The organism is Alcaligenes faecalis, assembly GCF_041521385.1.
Classification (GTDB): domain Bacteria; phylum Pseudomonadota; class Gammaproteobacteria; order Burkholderiales; family Burkholderiaceae_B; genus Alcaligenes; species Alcaligenes faecalis_E.
The window spans coordinates 1,780,703-1,806,455 of sequence record NZ_CP168006.1 but is presented as its reverse complement, the minus strand read 5'-3'; the positions used below and the strand labels follow the sequence as shown (position 1 = coordinate 1,806,455).

29 protein-coding genes are annotated in these 25,753 nt (G+C 56.3%); 11 read left to right on the top strand and 18 right to left on the bottom strand.

The genetic code is table 11. The features are described from left to right. Nucleotides 1–3 precede the first annotated feature (3 nt). A complete protein-coding gene (locus ACDI13_RS08145) occupies nucleotides 4–351 on the bottom strand; it encodes a rhodanese-like domain-containing protein (protein ID WP_258866265.1) in 348 nt (115 codons plus the stop codon). 161 nt (nucleotides 352–512) lie between these two features. Between ACDI13_RS08145 and gpmA the strand changes: the two genes are divergently transcribed. From gpmA to ACDI13_RS08125, 4 genes are all read left to right on the top strand, one after another. Continuing rightward, nucleotides 513–1,259: a 2,3-diphosphoglycerate-dependent phosphoglycerate mutase gene (gene gpmA, locus ACDI13_RS08140; protein ID WP_316989622.1), complete on the top strand. Its 747-nt coding sequence runs from the start codon at nucleotides 513–515 to the stop codon at nucleotides 1,257–1,259. A 3-nt stretch (nucleotides 1,260–1,262) separates the two neighbouring features. Next, complete coding sequence (locus ACDI13_RS08135) at nucleotides 1,263–2,807, top strand: peptidoglycan DD-metalloendopeptidase family protein (protein ID WP_316989623.1); 1,545 nt, start codon at nucleotides 1,263–1,265, stop codon at nucleotides 2,805–2,807. Nucleotides 2,808–2,971: 164 nt separating this feature from the next. After that, the gene (locus tag ACDI13_RS08130; RefSeq protein ID WP_316989624.1) at nucleotides 2,972–4,483 is read left to right on the top strand and encodes a S41 family peptidase; all 1,512 of its coding nucleotides are present in this window, start codon (nucleotides 2,972–2,974) and stop codon (nucleotides 4,481–4,483) included. Nucleotides 4,484–4,498: 15 nt separating this feature from the next. Further along, entirely contained in the window at nucleotides 4,499–5,272 is a 774-nt protein-coding gene (locus ACDI13_RS08125; protein ID WP_316989625.1) for a HesA/MoeB/ThiF family protein, read from the top strand. A gap of 19 nt (nucleotides 5,273–5,291) precedes the next feature. Here the strand turns inward: ACDI13_RS08125 and ACDI13_RS08120 are convergent, their stop codons facing one another. The 7 genes from ACDI13_RS08120 to ACDI13_RS08090 form a co-directional block, all read right to left on the bottom strand. Next, on the bottom strand, nucleotides 5,292–5,447 hold the full coding sequence (locus ACDI13_RS08120; RefSeq protein ID WP_372373009.1) for an AraC family transcriptional regulator: 156 nt from the start codon (nucleotides 5,445–5,447) through the stop codon (nucleotides 5,292–5,294). A gap of 61 nt (nucleotides 5,448–5,508) precedes the next feature. Continuing rightward, a complete protein-coding gene (locus ACDI13_RS08115) occupies nucleotides 5,509–6,234 on the bottom strand; it encodes a pyrimidine 5'-nucleotidase (protein ID WP_316989626.1) in 726 nt (241 codons plus the stop codon). A 3-nt stretch (nucleotides 6,235–6,237) separates the two neighbouring features. After that, the gene (argB, locus tag ACDI13_RS08110; protein WP_316989627.1) at nucleotides 6,238–7,134 is read right to left on the bottom strand and encodes an acetylglutamate kinase; all 897 of its coding nucleotides are present in this window, start codon (nucleotides 7,132–7,134) and stop codon (nucleotides 6,238–6,240) included. Between the two features lie 76 nt (nucleotides 7,135–7,210). After that, complete coding sequence (locus tag ACDI13_RS08105) at nucleotides 7,211–7,714, bottom strand: TlpA disulfide reductase family protein (protein ID WP_316989628.1); 504 nt, start codon at nucleotides 7,712–7,714, stop codon at nucleotides 7,211–7,213. After that, the gene (locus ACDI13_RS08100) at nucleotides 7,711–8,400 is read right to left on the bottom strand and encodes a BON domain-containing protein (RefSeq protein WP_316989629.1); all 690 of its coding nucleotides are present in this window, start codon (nucleotides 8,398–8,400) and stop codon (nucleotides 7,711–7,713) included. Before ACDI13_RS08100 ends, ACDI13_RS08105 begins: the two co-directional genes overlap by 4 nt. Further along, nucleotides 8,397–8,990, bottom strand: a complete 594-nt coding sequence (locus ACDI13_RS08095) for a phosphoheptose isomerase (protein WP_162496917.1) — start codon at nucleotides 8,988–8,990, stop codon at nucleotides 8,397–8,399. The genes ACDI13_RS08100 and ACDI13_RS08095 overlap by 4 nt, the downstream gene beginning before the upstream one ends. A gap of 181 nt (nucleotides 8,991–9,171) precedes the next feature. After that, entirely contained in the window at nucleotides 9,172–9,630 is a 459-nt protein-coding gene (locus ACDI13_RS08090) for a YraN family protein (protein ID WP_316989630.1), read from the bottom strand. 33 nt (nucleotides 9,631–9,663) lie between these two features. On the opposite strand from ACDI13_RS08090, the gene rsmI reads away from it, so the two are divergent. Next, nucleotides 9,664–10,602 (top strand): 16S rRNA (cytidine(1402)-2'-O)-methyltransferase, encoded by a 939-nt coding sequence (gene rsmI, locus ACDI13_RS08085; protein ID WP_316989631.1) that lies wholly within the window; start codon nucleotides 9,664–9,666, stop codon nucleotides 10,600–10,602. Nucleotides 10,603–10,774: 172 nt separating this feature from the next. Here the strand turns inward: rsmI and ACDI13_RS08080 are convergent, their stop codons facing one another. From ACDI13_RS08080 to ACDI13_RS08035, 10 genes are all read right to left on the bottom strand, one after another. Further along, nucleotides 10,775–11,866: a septal ring lytic transglycosylase RlpA family protein gene (locus ACDI13_RS08080; protein WP_316989632.1), complete on the bottom strand. Its 1,092-nt coding sequence runs from the start codon at nucleotides 11,864–11,866 to the stop codon at nucleotides 10,775–10,777. Then, nucleotides 11,863–12,738 (bottom strand): RNase adapter RapZ, encoded by an 876-nt coding sequence (gene rapZ / locus ACDI13_RS08075; protein ID WP_042486727.1) that lies wholly within the window; start codon nucleotides 12,736–12,738, stop codon nucleotides 11,863–11,865. The genes ACDI13_RS08080 and rapZ overlap by 4 nt, the downstream gene beginning before the upstream one ends. Nucleotides 12,739–12,836: 98 nt before the next feature. Next, a complete protein-coding gene (gene hprK, locus ACDI13_RS08070; protein WP_316989633.1) occupies nucleotides 12,837–13,763 on the bottom strand; it encodes an HPr(Ser) kinase/phosphatase in 927 nt (308 codons plus the stop codon). After that, nucleotides 13,735–14,235, bottom strand: coding sequence for a PTS sugar transporter subunit IIA (locus tag ACDI13_RS08065; RefSeq protein ID WP_162496918.1), 501 nt, complete (start codon nucleotides 14,233–14,235; stop codon nucleotides 13,735–13,737). Before ACDI13_RS08065 ends, hprK begins: the two co-directional genes overlap by 29 nt. A 151-nt stretch (nucleotides 14,236–14,386) precedes the next feature. Next, a complete protein-coding gene (hpf, locus tag ACDI13_RS08060; protein ID WP_009458652.1) occupies nucleotides 14,387–14,713 on the bottom strand; it encodes a ribosome hibernation-promoting factor, HPF/YfiA family in 327 nt (108 codons plus the stop codon). A 189-nt stretch (nucleotides 14,714–14,902) separates the two neighbouring features. Beyond that, on the bottom strand, nucleotides 14,903–15,694 hold the full coding sequence (gene lptB, locus ACDI13_RS08055; RefSeq protein WP_316989634.1) for an LPS export ABC transporter ATP-binding protein: 792 nt from the start codon (nucleotides 15,692–15,694) through the stop codon (nucleotides 14,903–14,905). Nucleotides 15,695–15,712: 18 nt separating this feature from the next. After that, nucleotides 15,713–16,363 carry a lipopolysaccharide transport periplasmic protein LptA gene (gene lptA, locus ACDI13_RS08050; RefSeq protein WP_316989635.1) on the bottom strand — a complete coding sequence of 217 codons (651 nt, stop codon included), beginning with the start codon at nucleotides 16,361–16,363 and terminating at the stop codon, nucleotides 15,713–15,715. Beyond that, nucleotides 16,360–16,980, bottom strand: a complete 621-nt coding sequence (lptC, locus tag ACDI13_RS08045) for an LPS export ABC transporter periplasmic protein LptC (protein ID WP_316989636.1) — start codon at nucleotides 16,978–16,980, stop codon at nucleotides 16,360–16,362. The genes lptA and lptC overlap by 4 nt, the downstream gene beginning before the upstream one ends. A gap of 2 nt (nucleotides 16,981–16,982) precedes the next feature. Then, entirely contained in the window at nucleotides 16,983–17,588 is a 606-nt protein-coding gene (locus ACDI13_RS08040; protein WP_316989637.1) for an HAD hydrolase family protein, read from the bottom strand. 2 nt (nucleotides 17,589–17,590) lie between these two features. Further along, nucleotides 17,591–18,580, bottom strand: a complete 990-nt coding sequence (locus tag ACDI13_RS08035) for a KpsF/GutQ family sugar-phosphate isomerase (RefSeq protein ID WP_316989638.1) — start codon at nucleotides 18,578–18,580, stop codon at nucleotides 17,591–17,593. A 157-nt stretch (nucleotides 18,581–18,737) separates the two neighbouring features. Here ACDI13_RS08035 and ACDI13_RS08030 point away from each other — a divergent pair, with 157 nt between their 5' ends. The 6 genes from ACDI13_RS08030 to cydC are packed head-to-tail and all read left to right on the top strand — an operon-like array spanning nucleotide 18,738 to nucleotide 25,594. Next, on the top strand, nucleotides 18,738–19,304 hold the full coding sequence (locus ACDI13_RS08030; protein WP_316989639.1) for a GbsR/MarR family transcriptional regulator: 567 nt from the start codon (nucleotides 18,738–18,740) through the stop codon (nucleotides 19,302–19,304). Then, a complete protein-coding gene (locus ACDI13_RS08025) occupies nucleotides 19,297–20,880 on the top strand; it encodes a cytochrome ubiquinol oxidase subunit I (RefSeq protein WP_316989640.1) in 1,584 nt (527 codons plus the stop codon). The genes ACDI13_RS08030 and ACDI13_RS08025 overlap by 8 nt, the downstream gene beginning before the upstream one ends. A gap of 15 nt (nucleotides 20,881–20,895) precedes the next feature. After that, nucleotides 20,896–22,047: a cytochrome d ubiquinol oxidase subunit II gene (gene cydB / locus ACDI13_RS08020; protein ID WP_316989641.1), complete on the top strand. Its 1,152-nt coding sequence runs from the start codon at nucleotides 20,896–20,898 to the stop codon at nucleotides 22,045–22,047. Nucleotides 22,048–22,061: 14 nt separating this feature from the next. Continuing rightward, entirely contained in the window at nucleotides 22,062–22,202 is a 141-nt protein-coding gene (gene cydX, locus ACDI13_RS08015; RefSeq protein WP_316989642.1) for a cytochrome bd-I oxidase subunit CydX, read from the top strand. After that, a complete protein-coding gene (gene cydD, locus ACDI13_RS08010; RefSeq protein ID WP_316989643.1) occupies nucleotides 22,203–23,903 on the top strand; it encodes a thiol reductant ABC exporter subunit CydD in 1,701 nt (566 codons plus the stop codon). Beyond that, nucleotides 23,900–25,594: a thiol reductant ABC exporter subunit CydC gene (gene cydC, locus ACDI13_RS08005; RefSeq protein ID WP_316989644.1), complete on the top strand. Its 1,695-nt coding sequence runs from the start codon at nucleotides 23,900–23,902 to the stop codon at nucleotides 25,592–25,594. Before cydD ends, cydC begins: the two co-directional genes overlap by 4 nt. Nucleotides 25,595–25,753: the final 159 nt, after the last annotated feature.

The window sequence follows — 25,753 nt, the reverse complement described above, 5'->3', positions numbered from 1 at the left end:
AGCTTACGATTTTTTGACGGGCAGGCTGGATTGTAGCCAGCCTTGAATGCCGCCTTGTAGTGTGTAGGCTTCGTTGATGCCGTGCTTGCGCAGGACGGCGACGCTGCGCGGGGCGCTGCGACCGGTATCGCACACCAGAATGACGGGCTTGTCTTTGGGCAGCGTGCTGGCCTTGGCGTCAAGGTCAGCCGCAGGAATGTTGCGAGATTGTGCAATTGCCCCGGCTTTGAACTGATCGGTGCTGCGCAGATCAATCAAAATGGCGTCTTTCTGGTTTACCATTTGTACCGCTTCCGAGCTTGAAACGGCGCGTCCCGCACGGCCTTTGAAAAAGCTGGGTATTAACAGCATAATGCCGGCAAGCACCGCAATTGCTAAAATTAAAAGATTGTTCTGACTTAAGATGAAGTCCACGTTAAATCCTGTTGATTACCAAGAAAAGCAAGAAAAAAGGGCAAGATCACACGATTATAGAGTGGCGCCAATTTTTCAACCTCGAGGCTGTTTTTACCATGTATAAACTTGTACTGATGCGGCACGGCGAAAGCCAGTGGAACCTGGAGAACCGGTTTACTGGCTGGACCGATGTCGATCTTACCGAAACCGGGCGTCAACAGGCAAAGCAGGCCGGTGAACTGCTTAAAGAAAACGGTTTTGAGTTCGACCTGGCTTTCGCTTCGGTCCTCAAGCGCGCTATCCGTACCTTGTGGATCGCCCTGGATTCGATGGACGCCATGCACACCCCCGTGGGTTTGAGCTGGCGCCTGAACGAACGCCATTATGGTGCTTTACAAGGCTTAAATAAAGCCGAAACCGCACAAAAGTACGGAGAAGACCAAGTCTTGATCTGGCGTCGTGCCTACGCGATCGCTCCCGATCCCGTGGCTGAGGACGATCCACGCAACCCGCGTTTTGATGCCCGCTACGCCCGTGTGCCCGCTGATGAGCTGCCGCGCACCGAGTGTTTGCAAGACACCGTGGCCCGCGTCGTTCCTTTCTGGGAAGAGTCCATTGCTCCTGCTATTCGCGCCGGTCGTCGCGTTTTGGTGACGGCTCACGGCAACAGTCTGCGCGCGCTGATCAAGCACCTGGACGGCATCTCCGACGAGGATATCGTTCATCTGAACATTCCTACTGGCCAGCCTCTGGTGTACGAGCTGGATGAAAACCTGCGTCCTATCCGTCATTACTACCTGGGTGACCAGGAAGCGATTGCGGCTCAGATGCAAGCCGTCGCCAATCAGGGCAAGGCGCAGTAAATAATGTGGCGCTACAGCGTCTGCCTGTTGCTGGCAGCCTGGACCTTACCGGCCCTGGCGGCTGACCCGGACTTGGCTGCTCGCCAGGCCCAGGCTCAAAAGCAGCAGGCAGAGCTGCGCCAGAAAATTGAATCGCTGCGTCAGTCTATCGACACCCGCGAAAGCTCGCGTCGTGATGCTGCCAATGCCTTGCGCGAATCCGAGCAGGCTATTTCCGATATCGATCGCACGCTGGCCCAGATCGAGCAGCGGCAAGAGCAACTGCACCAGCAACTGGGCGTACTGGGAAAGCAAATCAGCGAACAGCAAGCGATTAAAGAGCAACGACAGCAGGAGCTGGTCGAGCAATTACGTGCGCAATATGCCAATGGCGTATCGCCTTGGTCGGCCTTGTTGTCGGGCGATGATCCCAACGCCATCAACCGCGAATTGCATTACCTGGGTTATGTCTCGCGTCAGCAGACCGAGCAGGTTCATCAGGTACGTCGCACCGTAGAGCGGCTGGATCGTTTGCAGGCCCAGGTTGCCGCGAGTGAAAAAGAGCAGGAAAAGCTGGCTACAGAAGCCGCTGCCCAAAAGGTGGCTCTAGAGGAACAGAAAGAAAAGCGGGCCAAGGTGGTGGCTGACATTAGCGCCGAACTGGAACGTCAGCGTAGTCAGGCTGCCAATCTGCAAAGTAATGACAAACGGCTGGGGGATTTGATTTCCGGTCTGGAAATAGAAATTGCGCGACAGGCTGAGCGGGCCCGCCGCGCTGAAGAGCAACGTCGACGGGAAGCGGCTCGCCGTGCTGAAGAAGCGCGCAAAGCCGAGCTGGCTCGTCAGCAAGAGCAGACTGCCCGTGAACAGGCGCGTCTGGAGCGCGAACGGGAGTTGCTGGAGCGGGCTCGGGCCACGCAACCGCCTCTGCCTGCGGCCTTGCCACGCAGCAAACCGGAACCGGCCGAGCCATCGCAGCCGGATGCCATGATTCCGCGGCCTCCACTGACCTATACGCCGCCGACCGCGAACGAGCGTCTATGGTCAGATAGCCTGGAAGCCTCGTCCGAGCCTAGTGAACCGATCAGCAAACCGGTCGCCCCAAAAGTGCGCGAGGTTCAGGTCGTTGAAGAGCCCGCTGAGCAGACTTTTGCTCCTGCCTTGGAACCAGAAGGGGGTTTCCAGGGTCTGAAACGTGTCTTGCCCTATCCGGTGCGTGGCGAAATGCAAGGCAAGTTCGGGGCCGAGCGTCCTGATGGCGGTATTTGGCGTGGGGTTGTGTTGCGCGCACGGGCAGGTACCACCGTTCGTGCGGTGGCCCCAGGGCGTGTGGTCTTTGCTAGCTGGATGACTGGTTTTGGTAATCTGCTGATTATTGATCATGGTCGTGATTACTTAAGCGTCTATGCCTATAACCAGAGCACGCTTAAGCAAGTCGGCGATATTGTGGGGCGTGGAGAACCCGTTGCGCGGGTGGGAGCCACCGGCGGACAGGTTGAACCCGGCCTGTACTTTGAGTTGCGCCATCAAGGCAAGCCCATTAATCCGCAGGTTTGGCTGGGTTCCTGAGCCGCTTTTGCTGTTGGCGTTTACTTTTGCTCGCATTTGTTGCGCCGGGTAGCGACTCCAGCCCGGTTCACGCTGGTCGACACTTTACGCTACTCTTATAATGCATGGTCGGGTCAACTCCGGGAGGTGGCCCCGTCTTGAATCTGAAAATAATGGGAATGTGCATGAGCACTCGAAGGATTGGCAGCATAGGTCTAGTGGCAGCAGGTGCTGTGGGCGGTATTTTGATCAGCCTGGGCATTACTGCGGTCGCTCAACGCGGCGAGCCATTGCCTTTGCGCGAACTGCAGCAGTTCGCCAATGTGTTCGCTGCCATCAAGAACACGTATGTAGAGCCCTTGACGGATCAAGCCTTGGTCAATAATGCGATCAAGGGCTTGTTTACCGATCTGGATCCACACTCGGCCTATCTGGATGCCGACGCTTTCAAGGAAATGGAAGCCATGACTCAAGGCGGTTTTGGCGGCCTGGGCATTGAGATCGGCAGCGAGGACGGGATGCCCAAAGTCATCTCGCCTATTGAGGATACGCCTGCCGCACGTGCCGGTATTCTGGCGGGCGACATCATTACGCACATCAATGGCAAACCCACCAAGGATTTGAGCCTGAACGATGCTGTCAAGCAGATGCGTGGTGAGCCTAAAACCTCCATCAAGCTGACGATACGCCGTGCTGGCCGTGACAAGCCACTGGAAATCACCCTGGTGCGCGATATCATCAAGGTGCGCAGCGTGCGCTCCAAGATGTTGGCTGACGACGTAGCCTATGTGCGCATTGCCCAGTTCCAGGAACGCACCGCTGCGGATCTGATCAAGCAATTGTCCGAAGTCCACAAGGGCCCAGGCGCACCGAAAGGCTTGGTGATCGACCTGCGTAACGACCCCGGTGGTTTGCTGGAAAGCGCCATTGGCGTGTCTTCCGCTTTCCTGGACTCGGGTGATCTGGTGGTGTCGACCAAGGGTCGCATTCCTTCGTCCAATCGCGAGTACTACGTTAAATCCATGCAGTCTGTGCTGGGCGAGCTAGATACGGACGCGGATGTTCTGAAGAAACTGGATTGGCTCAAGAACGTGCCTATTGTGGTTCTGGTGAATGTAGGTTCGGCCTCTGCATCGGAAATTGTGGCTGGGGCGTTGCAAGACCACAAACGCGCCACCATTATTGGTAATCGCACTTTCGGCAAGGGCTCGGTACAAAGCGTTGTTCCTCTGTCCGAGGAGTCCGGCCTGAAACTGACGACTGCCCTCTATTACACACCTAACGGAACGTCGATTCAGGTAACGGGCGTACAGCCAGATGTGGTGGTGGATGATACCGCTCAGGGTAATTTGTTCCGTCTGCCGCGTGAAGTGGACTTGAAGCGGCACCTGCTCAACAGCAAGGTGGACGAAAGCGCCGAAGTTGAGCAGTCTGATCTGGGCATGAGCCCAGAGTTCAAAATGTTTGAATTTGGTGGGGATGACGACTTCCAGTTGCAGCAAGCACTGAATCATCTGGCTGGCCGTCCTGTGATCAAAAATGATCCAGCGAAAGTAGCTGCGGCCAAGGAAGCTGCTGCCAAGCGCGAAAAGGAAGTAGAGTCCGAGTCGCCAGAAAAAAAAAGTCCCCTGAATCAGCAACCCAGCGTTGAGCGGTTCCGAATCACCCCCCAGGGTCTCGAACCGGTAAAACCGTAAAAACAGGTTCTTGACGTGGAAGATCAGCAATTACTGCGCTATGCGCGGCATATTCTGCTCGATGAATTCGGGGTAGAAGCGCAGGAGCGGATTCTGGCTTCCCGCATCCTGGTCGTTGGAGCCGGGGGACTGGGGTCCCCCGTGGTGGCTTATCTGGCGGCCTCGGGTGTCGGCGCCATCATTCTGGTGGACGATGATCAGGTGGAGCTGAGCAATCTGCAGCGTCAGATTGCTCACACCACCGATCGTCTGGGCTGGGACAAGGTTGAATCTGCCAAGCTGCATATCGAGCAGCTCAATCCGGAAGTGAGGGTCACGCCTGTCGTTCAACGTCTGGACGAGGCGGGCTTGATGCATTGGGTTCAGCAAGTGGACTTGGTGCTCGATTGCTGCGACAACTTCGCCACTCGCCATGCCATCAACCGTGCCTGCGTGGCATTGCGTAAACCGTTGGTGTCCGGTGCGGCGATTCGTTTTTCGGGCCAGGTCAGTACCTATGACTTGCGTCAGCCCGAGGCTCCTTGCTACCACTGTCTGTTCCCTGAAGCGGATGATGTCGAGGAACTGCGTTGCGCCACTACAGGTGTTCTGTCACCTTTGTTGGGTATGGTGGGGAGTGCGCAAGCAGTGGAGGCCTTGAAGCTGTTAGGTGGCTTTGGAGAGCCCTTGGTGGGCCGTTTGTTAAGCGTGGATGCTTTCAATATGAATTGGCATACCGTGCGTTTCCGCAAAGACCCGGCTTGCCCGGTATGTGGTTCAGCGGCGGCTGAACACGCCGATCACACTTGATCTGTTTTTGATCGCTGCTTCACGACTCCAGGTCATGACTATAAAAATCGCCTGGCGTGATGTCAAAGCGCCGTCGAAACGGACAGTGGAAGTAGGATAGATCCGAAAGTCCCACTGAATAGGCAACTTGCGCCACCGTGCTGGATGATGTCTGGCGCAGCAACCGTGCAGACATAAGCGAATTGAAGTGGGTCACGATCCAGCAAGGGGAGCACCAACTGGCGTTCCAAGGCGCCCTAGGGACGTGGCCAGTTCTTGACCAGTTGCGCGATGCGGTTAATGCGGTGGTCAACATATGGGCTGCGTCCGTGATACAAGGCGCTGAACGGGGTGCCTGCGTTATAGATATGGATGGTTTGCATCCCTAGCTGGCGGGCACTTTTCAGATTGCGTAGCGTATCTTCGACCAACACGATGTCACGGGCCTGGGATTTCAGCACGGCCAAAGCCTGTTTCATCAGCGCCTGTGAGGGCTTGGGTCGATAGCGGCCTTGTAGCTGCATATGCTCAATGGCCCATAGCCCGTCAAAAACAGGCAGCAGATTCAAGGCTTTTAAGACACGTTGTGCGTAGTCCAGCGGTGCGTTGGTCAGCAGCAGCTTATAGCCAGGTAAACGACGCAATTGATGGGCAAGACCGGGTTCGGCGCTGATCAGGGACGGCACATCAAAATCGTGTGCGTGTTTCAGGAATGTTGCTGGGTCCGCACCATGATGGCGTTGCAGACCAATCATGGTAGCGCCGTAACGCTTCCAGTACTCCAGACGTAGCCGGTCGGCCTCGTCCATATTTACACCCAGCGTTTGCGCTACGCCGATGCGCATGCGTCCATCAATCGCCTGGAAAATGCCTTTGGAGGCATTGTGCAGGGTGTTATCCAGATCAAACAGCCAGATGGTTTCATCTGGCTGGCAGGCTGACAAAGGCCGTGCCCAGGCATGGGCACGGATAGGAGCGCGCACGGATTAATGCGAGCTGATCATGGTGCCAACACCACGGTCAGTCAGAATTTCCAGCAACAGGCAGTGAGGGACACGGCCGTCAATGACATGTACGGAGTTGACGCCATTGCGTGCCGCATCCAGGGCCGAAGATATCTTGGGGAGCATGCCGCCGGAGATTGTGCCATCGGCAAACAGCTCATCAATCGTCTGGGCCGACAGGCGGCGCAACAGTTGGCCCGCCTTGTCCAGCACACCGGGGGTGTTGGTCAGCATGACCAGTTTTTCGGCACTCAGTACTTCAGCCATCTTGCCGGCCACCACGTCAGCATTGATGTTGTAGGCTTGGCCGTCCTCGCCGTAGCCAATGGAAGAGATCACGGGGATGAACTGGTCGTTCTGCAAGGCTTTGACCACTTCAGGCTGGATGCTTTCGATATCACCCACAAAACCAATATCCAGCAGTTCACCAGGATGTTCGGCATCTGGCAGCATTTTCTTGGTGACGCGAATCATCCCGCCGTCTTTTCCGGTCAGACCCACAGCCTTGCCGCCGGCTTCATTGATCATCATCACGATGTCTTGCTGCACCTGCCCACCCAGTACCCACTCCACCACTTCCATGGTTTCTGCATCGGTGACACGCATGCCCTGAATAAAAGTGCCTTCTTTGCCCACGCGCTTGAGTGCGTCATTGATCTGGGGGCCACCACCGTGCACCACAACGGGGTTCAGGCCAACCAGCTTGAGCAAGACAACGTCATGGGCAAAGCTGCGCTGCAACGCTTCTTCGGTCATGGCATTGCCACCGTATTTGATGACAACGGTCTTGCCGTGGAAACGACGAATATAAGGCAGGGCCTCGGACAAAACTTCTGCTTTGACGGTCGAGGAGTAATTCTGCGAATCTGTGGTGCTCATTGATGCGCTCACTTGAAGAAAACCCGGGTCCACTGCTGGTACCCGGGGTTATGTGGCTGGGGGCAGAAACAGGCTTTTAGCTGCTGGCCAGGGCTTTTTCGACGGTGGCAATGAATTCCTGCTTGTCGTAGTTGCCCAGGTAGCGTTTGATGATGTGGCCCTGTTTGTCGAGTAAAAAGGCTGTGGGCGTCAAACGGACGTCCCCAAAAGCCTTGGCGATTTCGCCCTTGTCGTCATGGACAACCGTGAACGGCAGTTGGCGGGATTGGGTGAAGTTACGCACATAATTGATGGGATCGTGCTTCATGGCGACAGCCACAATATCAAAGCCTTTACTGGACAAAGCATTGAAGTTCTCAATGTTGTCGGGCATTTGTGCCACGCAGGTCGTGCAGTCTGTGGCCCAGAATTTTACGAGGACGACCTTGCCCTGCAAGTCTTTGGTTTCAAAGTGCTTGCCATTCAAGTCGGTAAAGGCGACATTGGGGGCGCTGGCCTTGGAGTGGCTGCCGGACATGGTCCAGACGCCCAACCCTACGGCGATGGCAACTACAAAGGCAATGATGACGACTTTTTTCATTGGACAGGCATAACTTCTACAGAAGAGGCGGGTGCAGGGGCCGTTTCAGAGGCTGCTGTGCCAGAGTTAGTGCTTGGTTGCGTATTGGTGCTCAAAGGCTGTGCCAGGCTTTCAGCACTGATGTAGTCAAAGAGCTTGGCGACTTTGTTCACGCCAGGCACGCTGGAGGCGGCAATCGCAGCGCGCTCACCTTCTTCGCGTGTGACACGGCCCAGCAGGTAGACGACGCCACGCTCGGTGGTGGTGGAAATCGTGCGACTGGGCACATCTTTGGCATTCAGCAATGCTGTGCTGACACGGGTAGTGATCCAGGAGTCGTTCGAGCGTACGCTCAGCGGGGTCGGTTCGCCTACACGTAGCTCGTTGACGACACGTGTCACTTTATCGACCTTGGAAACCAGACGGGCGGCTTCTTCCTTGTCTGCCTGGGTGGGGACATCACCGGTCAGCAGGGCAACGCCGGCGTAAGACGTCGTGTTGATGCGGCCTTCCTTGTTTTCCAGCAGGCGGCGTGTTTCTACGCCCGCTTTCATGACAATCGCTTTGTCTTCGACCTGCTCACCTGTGGTACGGCGGTCGGTAGCGACAACGGCGGTAGTGGCAGCAGCGCCACCCACTACCAACAGGCCGCAACCGGTCAGGGTGGTGCTGGCCAGCAAGGCGGCCAGAATCAAACGATGTTTCATAGTGGATCTCCGAGCAGCAGCGCATCAATGCCATCGCACATGGCGTGCAACAGAACAATATGTACTTCCTGAATGCGCATGGTTCGATCGTGCGGAACGCACAGATGGATGTCGGTATCCGAGAGCAGTTCAGCGATTTGTCCACCGCCTTTACCGGTCAAGGCAATAATGACCATATCGCGTTCACGAGCTGCTTCAATGGCACGGATGACGTTTGGCGAATTACCGCTGGTTGAGATGGCGACCAGAATGTCGCCAGTTTGTCCCAAGGCACTGACCTGACGTTCAAAGATGCTGTCAAAGCCATAGTCATTACCCACCGCCGTCATGATGGAGGTGTCGGTGTTCAAGGCGATGCCAGCCAAGGGCAAACGGTCGCGCTCAAAGCGGCCCACCAGCTCTGCAATAAAGTGCTGAGCATCGGCTGCTGATCCGCCGTTTCCGCAAGCCAGAATCTTGCCGTCGTTGGCCAGGGTGGCAAACAACAGCTCGACAGCGGCGGCCAACGGTTCGGCCAGTTCGCGTGTGCTGGCTTTGAGAGTATCGACGGAATCGTCGAAATGCGAAGTCATTAAGGCGATAAGGTCCATAGCGCGCATTATCGCACGGAGAATTTCTCTGTGGGGCAGGCAGATCGTGTCATGTTGAAAAAAACGCCACGGTATTGAAACCAGATGCTGTCAGCAAGCCGGATTAGGAAGTGGCGGTTTGTTGTGTGAGGCGCTGTGTCTTTCGGAGCCTTGCAGGAAGGCCAGCCTCATGTCCTGTCGCTTAGCTTTGCTCGAAGGCATTCTGGATCCAGATCAGCGTGTCTCCTTCAATGGCAATGACGTCAAAACGGCAGGCGGGCAGATTGCCCTGGAAATAACGCTGGCGCAGAGTCGGCAGCCATTGTTGGGCCGTCAGGATCAAGCGCCGTTGCTTGTCCCGGTTTACACTGGCAAGCGCCCCTCCGTAGCTCTTGTGATTACGCTGGCGCACTTCCAGAAAGACAAGATGATCCTGGTGCCACAGAACCAGATCAATCTCCCCAAAGCGAGTACCCAGTTGACGAGCCAGAACGCGGGCGCCGTGGGCGGTGACATAGTCGCAGGCCCGTTGTTCAGCCTGATCGCCTCTTGCTTGGCTGGGGGAGCGTTGTGGTGTTTCCTTTTTGGCTGCAGGACGACTGCGCTGTTTGCGACGAAGTTGCCGGTTTTGAGCCTGGCGAGCGTATTCAAAGGGATTCATAGAACACATGAAAATAAACAAGCAGGATCGAGCATGAGCGATACCGAAAACCGAACCGGGAATGCTGGCGTTTGGCAAGGCATGATGGACAAGGTGCAGGGCCAGGTCTGGCCGCAGTCTTGCCTGTATGTAGTGGCCACGCCCATTGGCAATATGGGAGACCTTAGCCTGCGTGGCTGGCAGGCGCTGGAACTGTGCGACATTATTGCGGCAGAGGATACACGGGCCACGCGTCCTTTCTTGCAAGCCTGGGGTATACAAACGCCTTTGATGGCGGCCCATCGCCATAACGAGGCGCAGGCAGCTCAGGCGATTATCGAGCGTCTGGAGCAAGGGCAGCGAGTGGCATTGGTGTCGGATGCAGGCGCACCCGCCGTCAGTGATCCAGGTGCCCGCGTTGTGCGCTCGGTGCGGGAAGCAGGCTTTCAGGTGGTGCCTTTGCCCGGTGCCTCGGCGGTCATTACTGCCTTGATGGGCAGTGGTGCAACCAGTGACGAAAACCCCGCTTTTGCCTTTGCCGGTTTCATGCCGCCCAAAACCGTGGCGCGTCGCAAGTGGCTACAGCATTGGTCCAGCCTGGGGATGCCAGTATTGATGTTTGAGTCCCCTCACCGCTTGCGAGCCGCCTTGCGCGATATAGAGGAGGTGTGTGGGCCGCAGCGTGAACTGACTTTTGCGCGTGAGCTAAGCAAGCGTTTCGAGCAGATTCATACCGTGCCTTTGGGACAGGCTCTGGCCTGGCTGGACGAGGACAGCCACCGCGAGCAGGGTGAGTTTGTCCTGATCCTGCATGACGCTGGGCGCGAAGTGGATGAGGATGCGCCTGCGTTGGATGCCACCACAGAACGTTGGATGAAAGCCTTGTTGGAGCAGGTCTCGCTGCGCGATGCAGCCCGGATCGCCAGTCAGGCGACCGGGATTGCTCGTGATGTTCTGTATGCCTGGGGTTTGGCAAATTCGCCCAAGGACTAGGATGTTCGGGTTTCAGGCCTTCATGTTGCTCCGATAGATCACGATGAACAACGGACAGCTTGAACTGGCTATCGTATTTCGCCACGAAAACACCCCAAAGGTTGGATCAATGTTCAACGTTTGGGCTGCAGTTCATGAAGGGGATGTTTTGTTGTGGTGGGCTGGGTGTGGCTTAGCGGACGGCAACCGAGGGGCTCAAGCCGGTTTTTTGCTGAATGCGGTAAGCGGCATTGATGGCCTCAGTCCGATTTTGATACGGACCAATTTGCACACGGTACAAGTCGTTGTGCATTTGAACCTGGGCGTCTCGGTACTCTACTTGTGAGATCTGCTGGTTCAGTTGCCGCGCCAATGCGGCGGCGTTTTCGCGTGCGGAAAAAGCACCGAATTGTAGATAGACCCGGTTCTGGCCTGAAGGGGCCTGGGGTGGGCGGGCTGTTGTGGGTGATGATTGCACGATCAGTTGCTGATCGTTCGCATCGCTGCTCCAGCTGGGTGTATCGTCCAGCTCAACGGTCAGCTCCTCCGGGGGCAAAGCAGCGAGGGCGTCAGGGGTGGGTTCCAGCGTTTCCGTGATGGTCAGGCTGGGTTTAGGTGCCGCAGGAGCCGGCGCCGTGCGGGCAGCGGGTGTTTCAGCCACATTGACCTCGTCACGATTAAAGCTGCCACTGCGTATTTCTTCCTGTGTGATGGATTCAACCACCACGGTGCCGCTGCCAGGTGCAATCAAGTCCAGCTTGGCGGCGGCAACGTAGGACAAGTCGATGATGCGCGAGCTATGAAAGGGCCCGCGGTCGTTAATGCGCACGATCACTGATTTGCCGGTTTTAGGGCGGGTGACACGGGCGTAGCTGGGAATAGGCAAGGTGGGATGGGCCGCCGTCATGGCGTACATATCGTAGGTTTCGCCATTGGCTGTTTTTTTGCCGTGAAATTTGCGTCCGTACCAGGATGCCGTGCCGGTCTGGGTAAAGGCTTTGTGTGATTTGTGCGGAACAAAGCTTTTGCCGAGCACGGTGTAGGGGCGGGTATTGCTGCGGGCGATAGGTTCTATTCGGGGAACGGCGTCGGGGGTGGCCTGGAGATTGACGGGTATTCGATCGTGGGGGCCGTCGTCTTTGTAATAGCCTCCCCCGCGCGGCGCTGAAACCGTCGCCCCTGGTTTGGCTTTGGCTTTGGTTCGCTTGGGGCTGGAGGCGCATCCAGCCAATAGAGCCAGGATGCTCAAGGCAGCGCCTAATTTCACTAAAGTTGGATGGCTCATGGCACAGGATTGATGGGAGGTTGGTTGCGATGGCGTACCAGCAACGGGGCGTAATCCGCAAAGCGTAACGCCAGTTGTTCGGTAACGTATACGGAGCGATGCTGGCCACCCGTGCATCCAATGGCGACCGTCAGGTAGTTGCGGGTGTCCTGCATATATAAAGGTAACCAGCGACGTACAAAGCCCGCAATGTCATCCACCATGGTTTCGACAGAGCCGAACTGAGCCAGCCACTTTGCAACCGGCTCATCACGGCCTGTCATGGGACGCAGCTCTGGGTCGTAGTGGGGGTTGGGTAGGCAACGTACGTCGAAAACCAAATCCGCATCGCCCGGTACGCCACGTTTGTAGGCAAAGGACTCGAAAGTCAACACGACACTGGCGCGATCAGCCTGTACCAGATCGCGAATCCAGGCACGTAGCTGGCCAGGGGTCAGGTCGGTAGTGTCGATAATGTGGCCCAGCTCGCGCAAGGGGGCCGTCATTTCGCGTTCGACCTCGATACATTCCTGCAAGGAAGGCGAGCGGCCATCCTGACGTAAACGGTCCGTCAACGGATGGCGGCGGCGCGACTCCGAGTACCGCTGCATCAGGGTGTGATCGCTGGCGTTCAAAAACAGGACGCGCAGGGCGTAGCCTTCTTCGTTCAGTTTGCTGATAACGCCGGGAAGGATGTCCAGATCACCGGCGCCGCGTACGTCAATGGCAACGGCTAGCCGCTCCAACCCTTGTTCAGCAGAGCGTTCGACAAATTCGGCCAGAAATCGGGGGGGGAGGTTGTCGATGCATAGGTAGCCAGTATCTTCCAACAAGCGTAAGGCAACTGATTTTCCCGAACCGGATATGCCGGTAATCAATACAACTTTCAGCATCGTGGCAAAGGACTCCGAGTCGTTGTCCAGAGGGCAACGGTTAGGTGAAACAGGACAAAGCTGACAGGGCTGTTTAGTGCTAACCAGCCCTGGAGTGCCTAGTCTTCGCGACTATTCATGATAGCCAATGCCTGACGCTCGATGAAGTCACCCATGGTATCAATGCCGCGAAAGGCGAGGATGGTGTTGCGCACAGCGGCCTCTACCAGTACGGCCAGATTTCGGCCTGCGGCTACTTGCAGCATGACGCGTTTGATATCGACCCCCAGCACTTCCTGGGTCTGGTCTTGAGTAGGCAGGCGCTCGAAGCTGTCCGGGTTGGAACGAACCAAGTGCACAATGAGTTTAAGCTTCATTTTACGACGAACGGAGGTTTCGCCGAAAATGGTGCGAATGTCCAGCAAGCCCAGTCCGCGTACTTCCAGCAGGTTTTGCAGCAGGGGTGGGCACTGGCCGTCAATCATGTTGGGCGCGGTGCGCGAGAGTTCAACCGCATCGTCTGCGACCAACCCGTGACCACGGGAGATCAGCTCTAGCGCCAATTCGCTTTTGCCCAGACCGGATTCACCCGTGATCAGTACTCCCAGACCCAGGACATCCATGAACACGCCGTGCATGGTTGTTTTTGGGGCCAGACGTTTGCCTAGATAGATGCGCAGCAGATCAATCAGTTGGGCGGCGTCGATAGGGGTATAAAGTAGCGGTATCCCTTGTTCTTCGCAAAACTGGATCAAGTCATCGGGCGCAACGGCATCGTTGGCAATGAACAGGGCAGGAACACCGCCTTGCCTGAGGTCATCCAGATGATGCAGGCGACGTTTGACGTCAAAGCGGTTGTAGAAAGAGAGCTCTTCCGGGCCGAAAACCTGAATGCGGCCAGGGTGAATCAAGTTCAAGTGTCCGACCAGGTCTGCCGCAGAGGCGCCAAGATCGGGGATACGGCGTTGAGCAGCGTGTTTTCCGGCTGCCCAGCTTACCTCGAGCTTGTCATTATTGTTATTGACCAGTTCTTGAACTGTCAGCATCGGGATGTTCCGCGTTGAGATCAGGGGTCTGGGTCAGGATTTGATGGATTTGAACAGGGTCCGTTTCCTGGGCGAGCGCCTGGCGGATATCCTGATCGGCCATCAAACGAGCAATCTCGGCCAGCAGATCCAAGTGGATTTGAGTCGCTGTTTCGGGAACCAGCAAAAAGAACAGCAGGCTGGCGGTACGACCGTCACTGGCGTCAAAACGTACTGGCTCGGCCAAGCGCATGAAAACCGCACAAGGCTCTTTCAAGTCCTTGATGCGACCATGCGGGACGGCGACGTCGTGGCCAAGGGCAGTGGAACCCAGGCGCTCGCGTGCGATCAGGCTATGGAACACGGCTGTCCGGGCAATGCCGTGATGGTTCTCGAAAATCAATCCGGCTTGTTCAAAAGCGCGCTTCTTGCTGGTGACAGCAAGATCCAGAACCACGTTGGACAAAGGCAAAATACGCGACAAGAGATTCATGACGGCCATTATAGGGGGGAATGTTTTTTAGCTAAACTTTTTTTGGATGGCTAACAACAGGCGGACACTGTGCCAAGAAACACAAAACCCCGAACTTCTGAAAGTACGGGGTTTGTTGGCAGGCTATACCTGCTGTAACAGTTCGGCCAGATCAGGCGGCCGGAACTTCGAGCCGCTTGGCGGGCTCATGCGCATGGCTGTTTGCCTTTTCCTTGTATTTCAGAATCTGGCGGTCGATTTTATCGGCCAGCAGATCGATAGCAGCATACAAGTTTTCGTCTGAAGAGGCGCAGTGTATATCTTTGCCGGGAACGCGGACGGTCACTTCGGCATTATGCTTCAGACGTTCAATGGAAAGCATAACCTGCGAGTCAACCACGTTATCGAAGTGTTTTTCAATTCGACCAATTTTGCTTTTGACGTAGTCGCGAATGGCAGGAGTTATGTCAAGATTACGGCCAGTGATATTAAGGCTCATATAGGCTCTCCGTAGTAGTCAAACAACGTGTTCAAGAAGGGGAAGGTTGATCGTCTTTAGCCTCCTTACTACTGATCCTGGATATTCCAGTATACCTATATGTGGGTCAGATAACATGACCTGGATCAATCTGCGATGTGCAGGAAAACCCTTGCTCCGACAGGCCCCGTTACAGGGCCAAAAATCGGCTTACATTCGGAAGTTCGAGCCCAGGTAAACTTTGCGCACGGCTTCGTTGTCGATAATTTCGGATGGGTGCCCGCTGGTCAGTACCGTGCCTTCGCTGATGATGTAGGCGCGGTCACAGATGCCCAGCGTTTCGCGCACGTTGTGGTCGGTAATCAGCACGCCAATATTGCGGCCTTTCAGAAATTGCACAATGCGCTGAATTTCGATGACGGCGATCGGGTCCACCCCAGCAAAGGGTTCGTCCAGCAGAATGAAACGGGGGTTGCTGGCGAGCGCACGGGCAATTTCTACGCGGCGGCGCTCGCCACCAGACAGGGATAGGGCGGTATTTTTTCGGATGTGCGCAATTTGCAGCTCGCTGATCAGGGTTTCCAGGCGCTCGTTGATATCGTTTTTGCTGATGCGGCGACCATTATCATCCAGCTGCAGCTCCAGCACAGCACGGATGTTCTCTTCGACGGTCAGGCGTCGAAAGACGGAGGCATCCTGAGGCAGGTAGGACAGGCCCAGGCGCGCCCGTTTGTGCATGGGCATGGCGGTAATGGGCGTGCCATCAATTTCAATACGACCTGCATCAGCGGGCACAATGCCCACAATCATATAGAAGCTGGTAGTTTTGCCAGCCCCGTTCGGGCCTAGCAGGCCGACGACCTCACCACTTTCCACGTTCAGAGAAACATCCTGCACGACCGTACGTTTGCCGTAGGTTTTACGCAGGCCTTGTGCAATCAGGCTGCCTTTGGTTGAGTGGCTGGCGCGGGTAGGGGGAGACGGGTTGTTAGGAGCAACCATAATTCAGGGGTGTCCGGACTATTTGCGGGGGGAAGACTTGCGTTGGCATTCAGCCAGAGCTGCGTCGGCATTGGCACGTGGGCGGGCCACGGAGCGAACCCGGCCATCACGTGTGGCAGAGTCAGAGCCACCAAAGGCCTGGTACGTGCCATCTTTCTGGCGATAGATAATGCGCTGACCCTGGACGGAGTCTTGCAGCTTGCCGCAGACATAACGGTTGACGACAGCCTTGCCAATCAGCTCGACCTCTTCGGTTTTACCGTTGTAGATGGCTCGGACACCTTCGGCGACCATCAGTTCAAATTTGGCAGGGTCTTCCTGACGAATGGTGACGCGGGCGCGTTCGCTGACTGTAGCCGTGCCGTGTTGGAAACCTTCCGCATCTTGCTCGATGGCCAATTGGTCTGCCATCAAGGTCATGGTGCCACGAGTCAGGATGATGTTGCCTTTGTAGATCGTTTGCTTGGCAATATCGTCGTAAGTCAGGGTGTCGGACAGCACGGAGGTGTCCGGTTCAGCGGCAGCGGAGTCAGCCGTTTGAGCCAGAGCCGGAGCCGTAGGCAGCAAAGCCAGGCTTGCAGTGCTCAGGCACAGGGCCAGGGCACCACACAAAAGGCTAAAAGAGAGCATGGGCTTGTGGCCCAGGCGGGCGCTGTCAGGCGTGGTCATGGAGGGGAATCCTTAGAGCTATTGGAAGAACGCGCTTTTTGTGTTTGTTGGCCCGAGATTTTAACGTCGGATTCCGACATGACGTTCAATTGGCGAACGCGATTATCGTAACGCATACCGGTACCGCGCATGGTGGACTGGCCATTGACGACCAAGGCCGGTTCGTTGGTGTACACCACGTCCTCTTCGGGCAGGATGATCAGTACTTCGCTACGCACATCCATGGCCTCGTCCTCGGGTGTGGCCTGGCGGTGGATGTGGGCATTGCCCTTCATCGTGATCACATCTCCGTCTGCATTCATATGCGCGGTGTCGGAGGTGGCAATGGTCAACGGCGAGTTCACCCGGTTGCTGACCGCGCGCGGGGAGGTAATTTCGTGTGAGTCGTCATCCGGGTAGTGGTAGGCAATCTTGCCGTCCAGCCGGCTGATGGCCATCCCGCTTTGGTCAGAGCTGATCATGGTGAAATTGCGCGCCCAGGAGTCGGGCTCATGGGTAACACGGCGCGGCGGATCAATGGCAACCGAGCGTTGGGTGTAGTCGACCGCCCACAAGGTTGCCAGTACCAGCAAGGTCAGCAATAACAGGGAAATAACGGTGGGTAGACGGTCACGCATGATTACTGAATGACTCCCGTGGTCTTCAAGGGACCACCTGTAATAAAGGAGGCAAGGCGACCCTGGGAGGCCAGGATGGCATCACAGCATTCGCGCACTGCGCCGTGGCCGGCGGGCTGTGTGGCTACCCAACTGGCAATTTGACTGATATAGAAGGGGGCTTCAGGCACGCTGGCGGAGAAACCCACGCGCTGCATGGCCGGCAAATCGATCAAATCGTCGCCCATATAACCCATTTCGCTTAAAGATATGCCGTTTTCCTGGGCCAATTGGGTCAACACAGCCATTTTGTCACGTACGCCCTGGTGGACAAAAGGAATGCCCAGTTCGGCTGCCCGGCGTGAAACGATACCGCTTTCGCGTCCGGTAATCAGGGCGACATGAATGCCACTTTCCCCCAGCATGCGCAAACCATGGCCGTCCAGAGCGTGAAAACTCTTGAATTCCTCGCCGTTCGCGCTGTACCACAGGCGTCCGTCGGTCAGTACGCCGTCCACGTCAAATACCATCATGCGCAACTGACGTAACTGGTTGCGTATGTTCTCGGGCAACTTGGCCAGGATTTGAGCTTCAGCGGGGTGGAGCGGTGGGGTGGGCGTATTCATCATGATTAGATTACCTTTGCAGCCAACAGGTCGTGCATGTGCAGAGCTCCCAATAGTAGCCCGTTTGTGTCCAATACCAGCATTTGGCTGATACGCAGGGCATCCATTTGTTCGGCCGCTTCAATGGCCAGGGCTTCGGCACCAATGCTGCGTGGTTCGCGCGACATGCCCTCGGACACTGGCACTTTGCGGATATCACCAACACGTGCAATTAAACGGCGCAGGTCGCCATCGGTGAACATGCCAACGGGATGGCCGTGCGAGTCAGTGACAATGGTCATGCCCATGCCTTTGCTGGACATCTCCATCAAAGCGTCAGGGATCAAGGTCTCGGGGCTTACCAAGGGCAGTTGTTCGCCGCTGCGCATGATGTCACGCACAAACGTCAGTAATTGACGGCCTAGCGCACCACCGGGGTGGGAGCGGGCGAAATCTTCACGGCTAAAGCCGCGTGCTTCCAGGCAGGCAACGGCCAGTGCATCGCCTAGTACTAAGGCGGCCGTGGTGCTGGCCGTAGGGGCCAGGTTGAGCGGGCAGGCTTCATGTTCCACATGGGCATCCAGATGCAGGTCCGCATTTTGGGCCAGCTCGGACTGGGCGTTGCCAGTAATGGCAATCAGCTTGGCACCCATGCGACGCAGCACAGTCAGCACCGTGACCAGTTCCTGGGCCTGACCGGAGTAGGAGATGGCAATCACGACATCCTGCTTGGTGATCATGCCCAGATCCCCGTGCAGGGCTTCGGCGGCGTGCATGAAAAAAGCGGGGGTGCCGGTTGAGGCCAGCGTAGCGGCAATCTTGCGGGCTACATGGCCGGACTTGCCGATGCCCGTCACCACCACGCGGCCCTGACAGTGCACGAGCAGCTTGGTGGCTTCTACAAAACTTTGGTCCAGACGTTTGCCCAGTGCTTGTAACGCGTCCATTTCAATGGCAAAGGTGCGTTGTGCCGAGGACAGGATAGGTGCTGGATCTAAAAGTGCCGATGTATTCATGGCGAAATTGTAAACGTGAAGTGTGTGCTTGGCATGTAGATTTGCAGGAGGCAAATTGTAAGGCCAGATGCCCTTGGACCAGTGGCAGACAGATTAGTTTAGGGTTAAGATACGTCTTGTTTTGTAATTTCAGTAATTACTGAAAATTCAGGAAGCCATGAATTTAGGACCACAGGCAGAGCGTTTTGTTCTGCACTTCGGGGAGATGGGCGGGCGCTGGGGGGTCAACCGAACGGTGGGCCAGATCTATGCCTTGTTGTTCATTTCCCCCGAAGCCCTCCACGCCGACGAGATCGCTGAAACGCTTGGCATCTCCCGTTCCAATGTCAGCATGAGCTTGCGTGAATTGCAGTCCTGGCGACTGGTCAACATGACACACAAGATCGGCGAGCGCCGCGAGTACTTTGAATCTCCCAGTGATGTGTGGGAGATTTTTCGTACTTTGGTGGAAGAAAAGCGCAAGCGCGAGATTGATCCCACATTGACCTTATTGCGAAGTATCCTTATGGAAGCGCCCGTCAATGACGAAGAAGCATATGGGCAGCAACGCATTAATGAAATGCTGGAATTGATCGAGTTGGCTTGTGGTTGGTTTGACGAGGTTCATCACTTACCGCCTGAGACCCTGCAAAATCTGATGCGTTTAGGTAGCAAAGTTCAGAAAGTGCTGGGTTTCGCCGGAAAGATTCGCAAAGCTGATCAAACTGGGGATCGTCATGATTGATCTGGATGTCGTTACCTTATCGCGGTTGCAATTTGCTTCCACCGCGATGTTTCACTTTTTGTTTGTACCCTTGACGCTGGGCCTGTCTTTTTTGCTGGCCATCATGGAAAGCGTCTATGTCATGACGGGCAAAGCCATCTGGCGCCGCATGACCAAGTTCTGGGGCGTGCTCTTTGGCATTAACTTTGCCCTGGGTGTTGCCACCGGGATTGTGATGGAGTTTCAGTTCGGCATGAACTGGGCCTATTACAGTCACTATGTAGGCGATATTTTCGGAGCGCCGCTTGCCATTGAAGGATTGATGGCTTTCTTCCTGGAAGCTACCTTTGTCGGCCTGTTTTTTTTCGGCTGGGATCGCCTCTCCAAACTGGGACACCTGATCGTTACCTGGCTGGTTGCCATCGGTACCAATCTATCGGCCTTGTGGATTCTGGTCGCCAATGGTTGGATGCAGAACCCGGTCGGTGCCATCTTTAACCCCCACACCATGCGTATGGAAATGACCGACTTTGCCGAGGTCATTCTCAATCCTGTCGCACAAGCCAAAGTTGTTCATACTGTCAGTGCCGGTTACGTTCTGGGTGCCATGTTCATCATGGGCATCAGTGCGTGGTACCTGCTGCGCGGCCGTCACATTGATCTGGCCAAGCGTTCGATGACGGTAGCGGCCAGTTTCGGCTTGGCGGCATCCCTGTCCGTGGTGGTGCTGGGTGATGAAAGTGGTTATCTGACCACTGAGCATCAGCAAATGAAGATTGCCGCCATGGAATCCATGTGGGAAACCGAGGAGGCCCCGGCCAGTTTCAATCTTCTGGCCTGGCCTGATCAGGAGGCCCGTGAAAACCGCTTCGCTGTGGAAATTCCATGGGTGATGGGTTTAATCGGGACGCGCTCAGTCAGTACTCCCATGCTGGGAATCAATGAGCTGGTCGAGCATGCCAAGATCCGCATTGCCAATGGCTTGCGCGCCTATGAGGCTCTTCAGTTGGTGCGTGCTGATGCGGGCAATCTCGAGGCCCGTCGCGTCTTTGACAATAACTGGAAAGACTTGGGCTATGCCTTGCTGCTCAAGCGTTATACGGACGACATCACCAAGGCCGATACCGATACCATCGCACAGGCGGCTTGGGATACGGTGCCGCAGGTTGCGCCTTTGTTCTGGAGCTTCCGCGTCATGGTGGCTTTGGGTCTGTACTTCATTCTGTTCTTTGGTGTGGCCTTCTTCCTGGCATCGCGTGATCGTCTGCAACGTCACCCGCGCTTGCTTAAAGCAGCAGTCTGGAGCATTCCCCTGCCTTGGATTGCGATCGAGTGCGGCTGGTTTGTGGCTGAATTCGGACGCCAGCCCTGGGCGATCGAAGGTGTCTTGCCGACTTACTACGCGGCCTCTGGCTTGTCCTTTGTAGACTTGATGATCAGTATGACGATCTTCCTGTTGCTCTACGGCACCCTGGCGGTGATTGGTATCAAGGTCATGCTGCATTCAATTCGCAAAGGTCCGGACGAGGCTGGCGAGACCGTCACACCTTCCGCTTTGTCTTATGGTTCGCGCAACGCTCCGTTGCTGCGCGGTTAAGGAGGGGGAACCATCATGGATAACTTGATTCTTCTCGATTACGACACCTTGCGCATCATCTGGTGGTTGCTGCTGGGCGTTTTGTTGGCGGCATTTGCCATCATGGACGGGGCTGACCTTGGGGTGGCCATGGTGTTGCCACTGGTTGCCCGCAGTGATGACGAACGGCGCACGCTGTACAACGTGATTGGCCCGGTCTGGGAAGGTAACCAGGTCTGGTTGATCGTGGCTGGAGGGGTCGCTTTTGCGGCCTGGCCCCTGTTGTATGCCATGGCTTTCTCGGGCTTTTACTTGGCCATGATGCTGCTTTTGGTGGCCTTGATCGTGCGCCCGGTGGCCATCAAGTACCGTAGCAAGCTTAGCTCGTCACGTTGGCGTCGCAACTGGGACGCGATCTGGACCGCTTCCGGTCTGGTTTGTGCCCTGGTGTTCGGGGTAGCCATTGGCAACGTCATGCTGGGCGTTCCGTTCGGCTTTGACGAAACGACGTTGCGCCCGATGTACGAAGGCAACTTCTTCGGTCTGTTCCAGCCTTTCGCTATCCTGTGTGGTTTGCTCAGTGTCTTGATGTTGGCATTCCAAGGAGCGGTGGTGGTCGCTTGGAAGGGAAGTGATCATGTGGCTCGTCGTGCGCGTGCCTGGGCCATGCCTTTGGGGTTGTTGTCCATCGTAGCTTTTGCTGCCGGTGGCTGGTGGATTAGCGCCATGAATGGCTACAGCATGCCTTGGCCCGAAGTGGCTCACGCCATGTCCAACCCCATTGGAAAGACGGTCGAGATGGTGGAAGGCGCCTGGCTGGCCAATTACCGGACCTGGCCTGCTTTGTGGGCAGCACCGATTGTCGGTTTCGCAGGTCTGCTGCTGGGCGCATTGCTGGCTGGTCGTGGCCGTGGTTTGCTGGCCCTGCTGTTCTCGTCCCTGGCGCTGGCCGGCATCATTCTGACCTTTGGCTTTGCGGTTTTCCCCTTCCTCTTGCCTTCGTCCTTGAACCCAGGCTCCAGCCTGACCTTGTTTGATGCCTCAGCCAGTCATCTGACTTTGTGGATCATGTTGCTGGTGACTTTGGTGTTCTTGCCGATCATCGTGCTCTATACCTCCTGGGTATACAGCGTAATGCGTGGCAAGGTGTCGGTTGCCAGCATGAAAGACTCTTCTCATTCTTATTAAGGAGGCCAGCGCATATGTGGTACTTCTCTTGGGTTCTAGGTTTGGGTCTGGCCTGCGCATTCTCCATCCTGAATGCGATGTGGTTCGAGCTGCGTGAAAACACGGCGTTGCAAAATGCAGCCGCCTCCAAGGCTAAAGCAGATATCGAGGTCTGATTGACACTACAGAGTCCAACGGCGCAACAATGGCTGGGGCAATTCTCCAGCCGCGCCCGCACGGCTTTGCGGGCTTCCATGCTGGCCCCCGTGCTGGCCGGCGCCTTACTGATTCCCCAGGCCTGGTTGCTGGCAAAGATCGTGCAGGCAATTGTGGTCGATGGCCTGCCCTGGACAGGGCAGCTTTTCTCTATCTTGATGGTGGCCGCACTCTTACTGCTGCGTGCTGCTATTTCCGCTTTGGGCGAGCGCCGTGCGCAAAAGGTTTCAGAACAACTGAAGCAAGGGTTACGCTCCGAGCTGTTTGCCCGACTGTTCCGCAGTACGATGCCGCGTTTGCGGGCCAGCAATAGCGGCGAGCTTTCTACTAGTTTGATCACGCAAATCGAAGCCCTGGATGGCTTTGTGACACGCTACATCCCTTGTATGGCGGCGGCGGCCCTGGTGCCTTTGGCACTGGTGCTGGCAGTCTTGCCGGTCGATGGCATTGTCTCCTTGATTCTTTTGTTGAGCACGCCTCTGATTCCTTTGTTCATGGCCCTGGTGGGTTGGGGCGCGGAGGCTGCCAGCCGAGAGCAACAACAAACAACCTTGCGCCTGTCAGGCTTTTTTGCAGACCGTCTGCGCGGAATTTTTACCTTGAGCCTGATGGGGCGGGGGCAGGACGAGTTGCAGCGTGTGGAGCTGGCCAGTCAGGAGCTGCGCACACGCACCATGAAAGTGCTACGCATCGCGTTCTTGTCATCGGCGGTGCTGGAGTTCTTTGCGGCATTGGGTGTGGCCGGGATCGCTGTTTATATTGGTTTGGGTTATCTGGGCTATCTGGGTGAATCCTTTGCCGGTGTCAGCTTGCAGCAGGGCTTGTTCTGCTTGCTTCTGGCTCCAGAGGCGTATCAGCCCTTGCGCCAATTAGCTGCCAATTATCATGACCGGGCAGCGGCACGTGCGGCTGCGGTAGAGGTCGACAGACTGTGGGCGAGTCTGGGTCAAGACTTGATTCCCGCTGCTTCTGCTCGTGCAGACGTTGAAACTGTTTTTCCGAACTTGCCGGTCTTGGTGTTGCGACGTCTGCATTTACCACAGTTGGGCGGGCAGGGGACCTTGCTGGAAGTGCCCAGTCTGCAACTCTATATCAATCAGTCTTATGCGGTGTTGGGGGCCAGTGGCTCGGGCAAAACCAGTTTGCTGGAAAGCCTGATTGGTTTGCGCCCTTTGGCGCAGGGCGAAATCCTGCTGCGTAACAGTGATACAGCCGGGCGTTTGTTGACGCGTCACGATGGGGTTGTGCTGATTTCTCAACAAGCTTTTTTAGCCATGGGTACGATTGCTGACGGCCTGCGTTTGGCAGCGCCACAAGCCAGTGATGAGCAATTGTGGCAAGCCTTGGAACAAGCCTGTGCGGCCGAGTTCGTACAAGCTTTGCCTCAAGGTTTGCAAACCGAGCTGGGCGAAGGGGGCTTTGGCCTGTCCGGGGGGCAGATTCAGCGCCTGGCTCTGGCTCGCCTGTTCTTGACCAATCCCCATGTCGTGCTGCTGGATGAGCCCAGCTCCAGGCTGGATGCGGCGACACGGGATCGTGTTATGGGTAACATTCTGCGTTTTTGTCAGGGACGCTGTCTGGTCGTAGCCACGCATGATCAGGAGCTGGCGGCCATGTGCTCGAACCAGTTACACATTGCCCAAGGAGTTCTGACGGCATGAAAGCGTGGTTTCGTCTTTTAGGTTCCAGCTTGCGCGCGCGACGCGGTGCCGTCTTGTTTACGGTTCTGTTGGCGATCAGTACGGTGGCTGCAGGTGTGAGCCTTCTGGGGGTGGCGGGTTGGTTCCTAAGCAGTGCTTTCCTGGCGGCTCTAGGCGTCGTATTCAATCTGTTTGGCCCCTCGGCCATGATCCGTGGCCTGTCTTTCTGGCGTATTGCCTCCCGGTACCTGGAACGGGTGGTGGGGCATGCCCTGACCCTGGATTTGCAAGTACGCATTCGGACTCTGGTTTTTGGACGGTTGAGCCGGTTCAGTCAGTCGCGCTTGGCCCAATTTCGGGATGGGGAGTTGGCTTCTACCCTGACCGCTGATATCGCTGTGCTGGATTTGGTGCTCCTGCTGATTCTGGTGCCGCTGACTACGGCGGTGGTGGCCGGTCTGGTCTTTAGCGCGGTGCTGCAAACCTGGCTGTTTTGGTGGGCCTGGTTGATTTTGGCCTGCCTGCTGATCGCCGCCTGTTTAATTCCGTATATCTGTGCCCGTGGTGCTGGCCGTGCGGCCCAACGCGTGCATCAGCTGGAAAATCGCCAACGTGTTCTGGTGCATCAGGCCATTCGTGCCTATGCCGATATTCAGGTGTTTGCCGCTGCGGGTACCGTGCAGGAGCAAGTGGACAAGCTTAATCAAGAGTTGGGGCAGGCCCGTTTGCGCAGCAATGGCTGGGGCATTGTCGGGCAGTTTTCCCAACAGGTGTTGATGGGGGTGGCCCTGATGACCTGCTTGTTGGTAGGCGCCCAGCAGGTCAATTTGGAGACGATGAGCGGCCCTTTATGGGTTGGTTTGGTTTTGGCATTGTTGGGTTTGTTTGAGATCATGGCCCCGATGATGCGCGGCGCGTCCCGTTTGGGAGAAGTGCAGGCGGCCAGTCATCGTTTGCTGACGATTCTGGATGAACCCGAGGAAACCGATCCGGAGCAAGGGCAGGCGATTGTGCTGGATAAGCCGGCCTCTCTGGAAATTAAAGATCTGAGCTTTGCCTACGGTTCGCAACCGGTGCTGGATCAGTTGTCGCTACAGGTTAGGCCCGGTGAGCATATTGCCATTTTTGGGCCTAGCGGTTCGGGCAAGTCCACCTTGCTGAGTGTGCTGATGCGCTTGTTGCCTGCCTCGGGCCAGCAGTATTTGGTAGAGGGTGAGGTGGCCCAGGACTGGAGTCGCGCTAGCTGGTTTGATCACTGCGCCTTGCTGGCACAGGACTCACCGCTGTTTCTTGGCTCGGTGCGCGATAACCTATTGCTGGCAGAACCGACAGCTTCGGAGCAACAAATCTGGCAGGTTCTTCACGATGCTCAACTGGACAGTATGGTACGTGATTTGCCCCAAGGACTGGATACCTGGCTGGGCGAGGGTGGGCAGCAATTATCCTTGGGGCAGCAGCGCCGCCTGTGTCTGGCGCGTGTGCTTTTGTCGTCCGCTCATATCTGGTTTCTGGATGAGCCTACGGCCAGCCTGGATGGCCCAACCAGTCAGGCTTTGATGCAGGATATTCTGGCCGCGGCGCGTGGGAAAACCGTGATCATGGCCACCCACGACACCCGTTTACTGCCTTTGGTCGATAGCGTTTATCAGTTTGAAGCGGGTCGTTTGCAGCGTAAACCCGGCACACTAATAAATACTTTAGGGCCAAACTAAAAGGATGCTTCGGGTCAAGTCTGCCGGGATTTTGGATCAATCGCGTCGTATTAGTACAACTTACGGGCACAAGCCGGGTGAGCCCTTGTTGCGGCTGACCAATTGTGTACACTTGCAACGTATCCAAGAGCGCCCTTCGCGCCCGGATTTTTTGTTGTA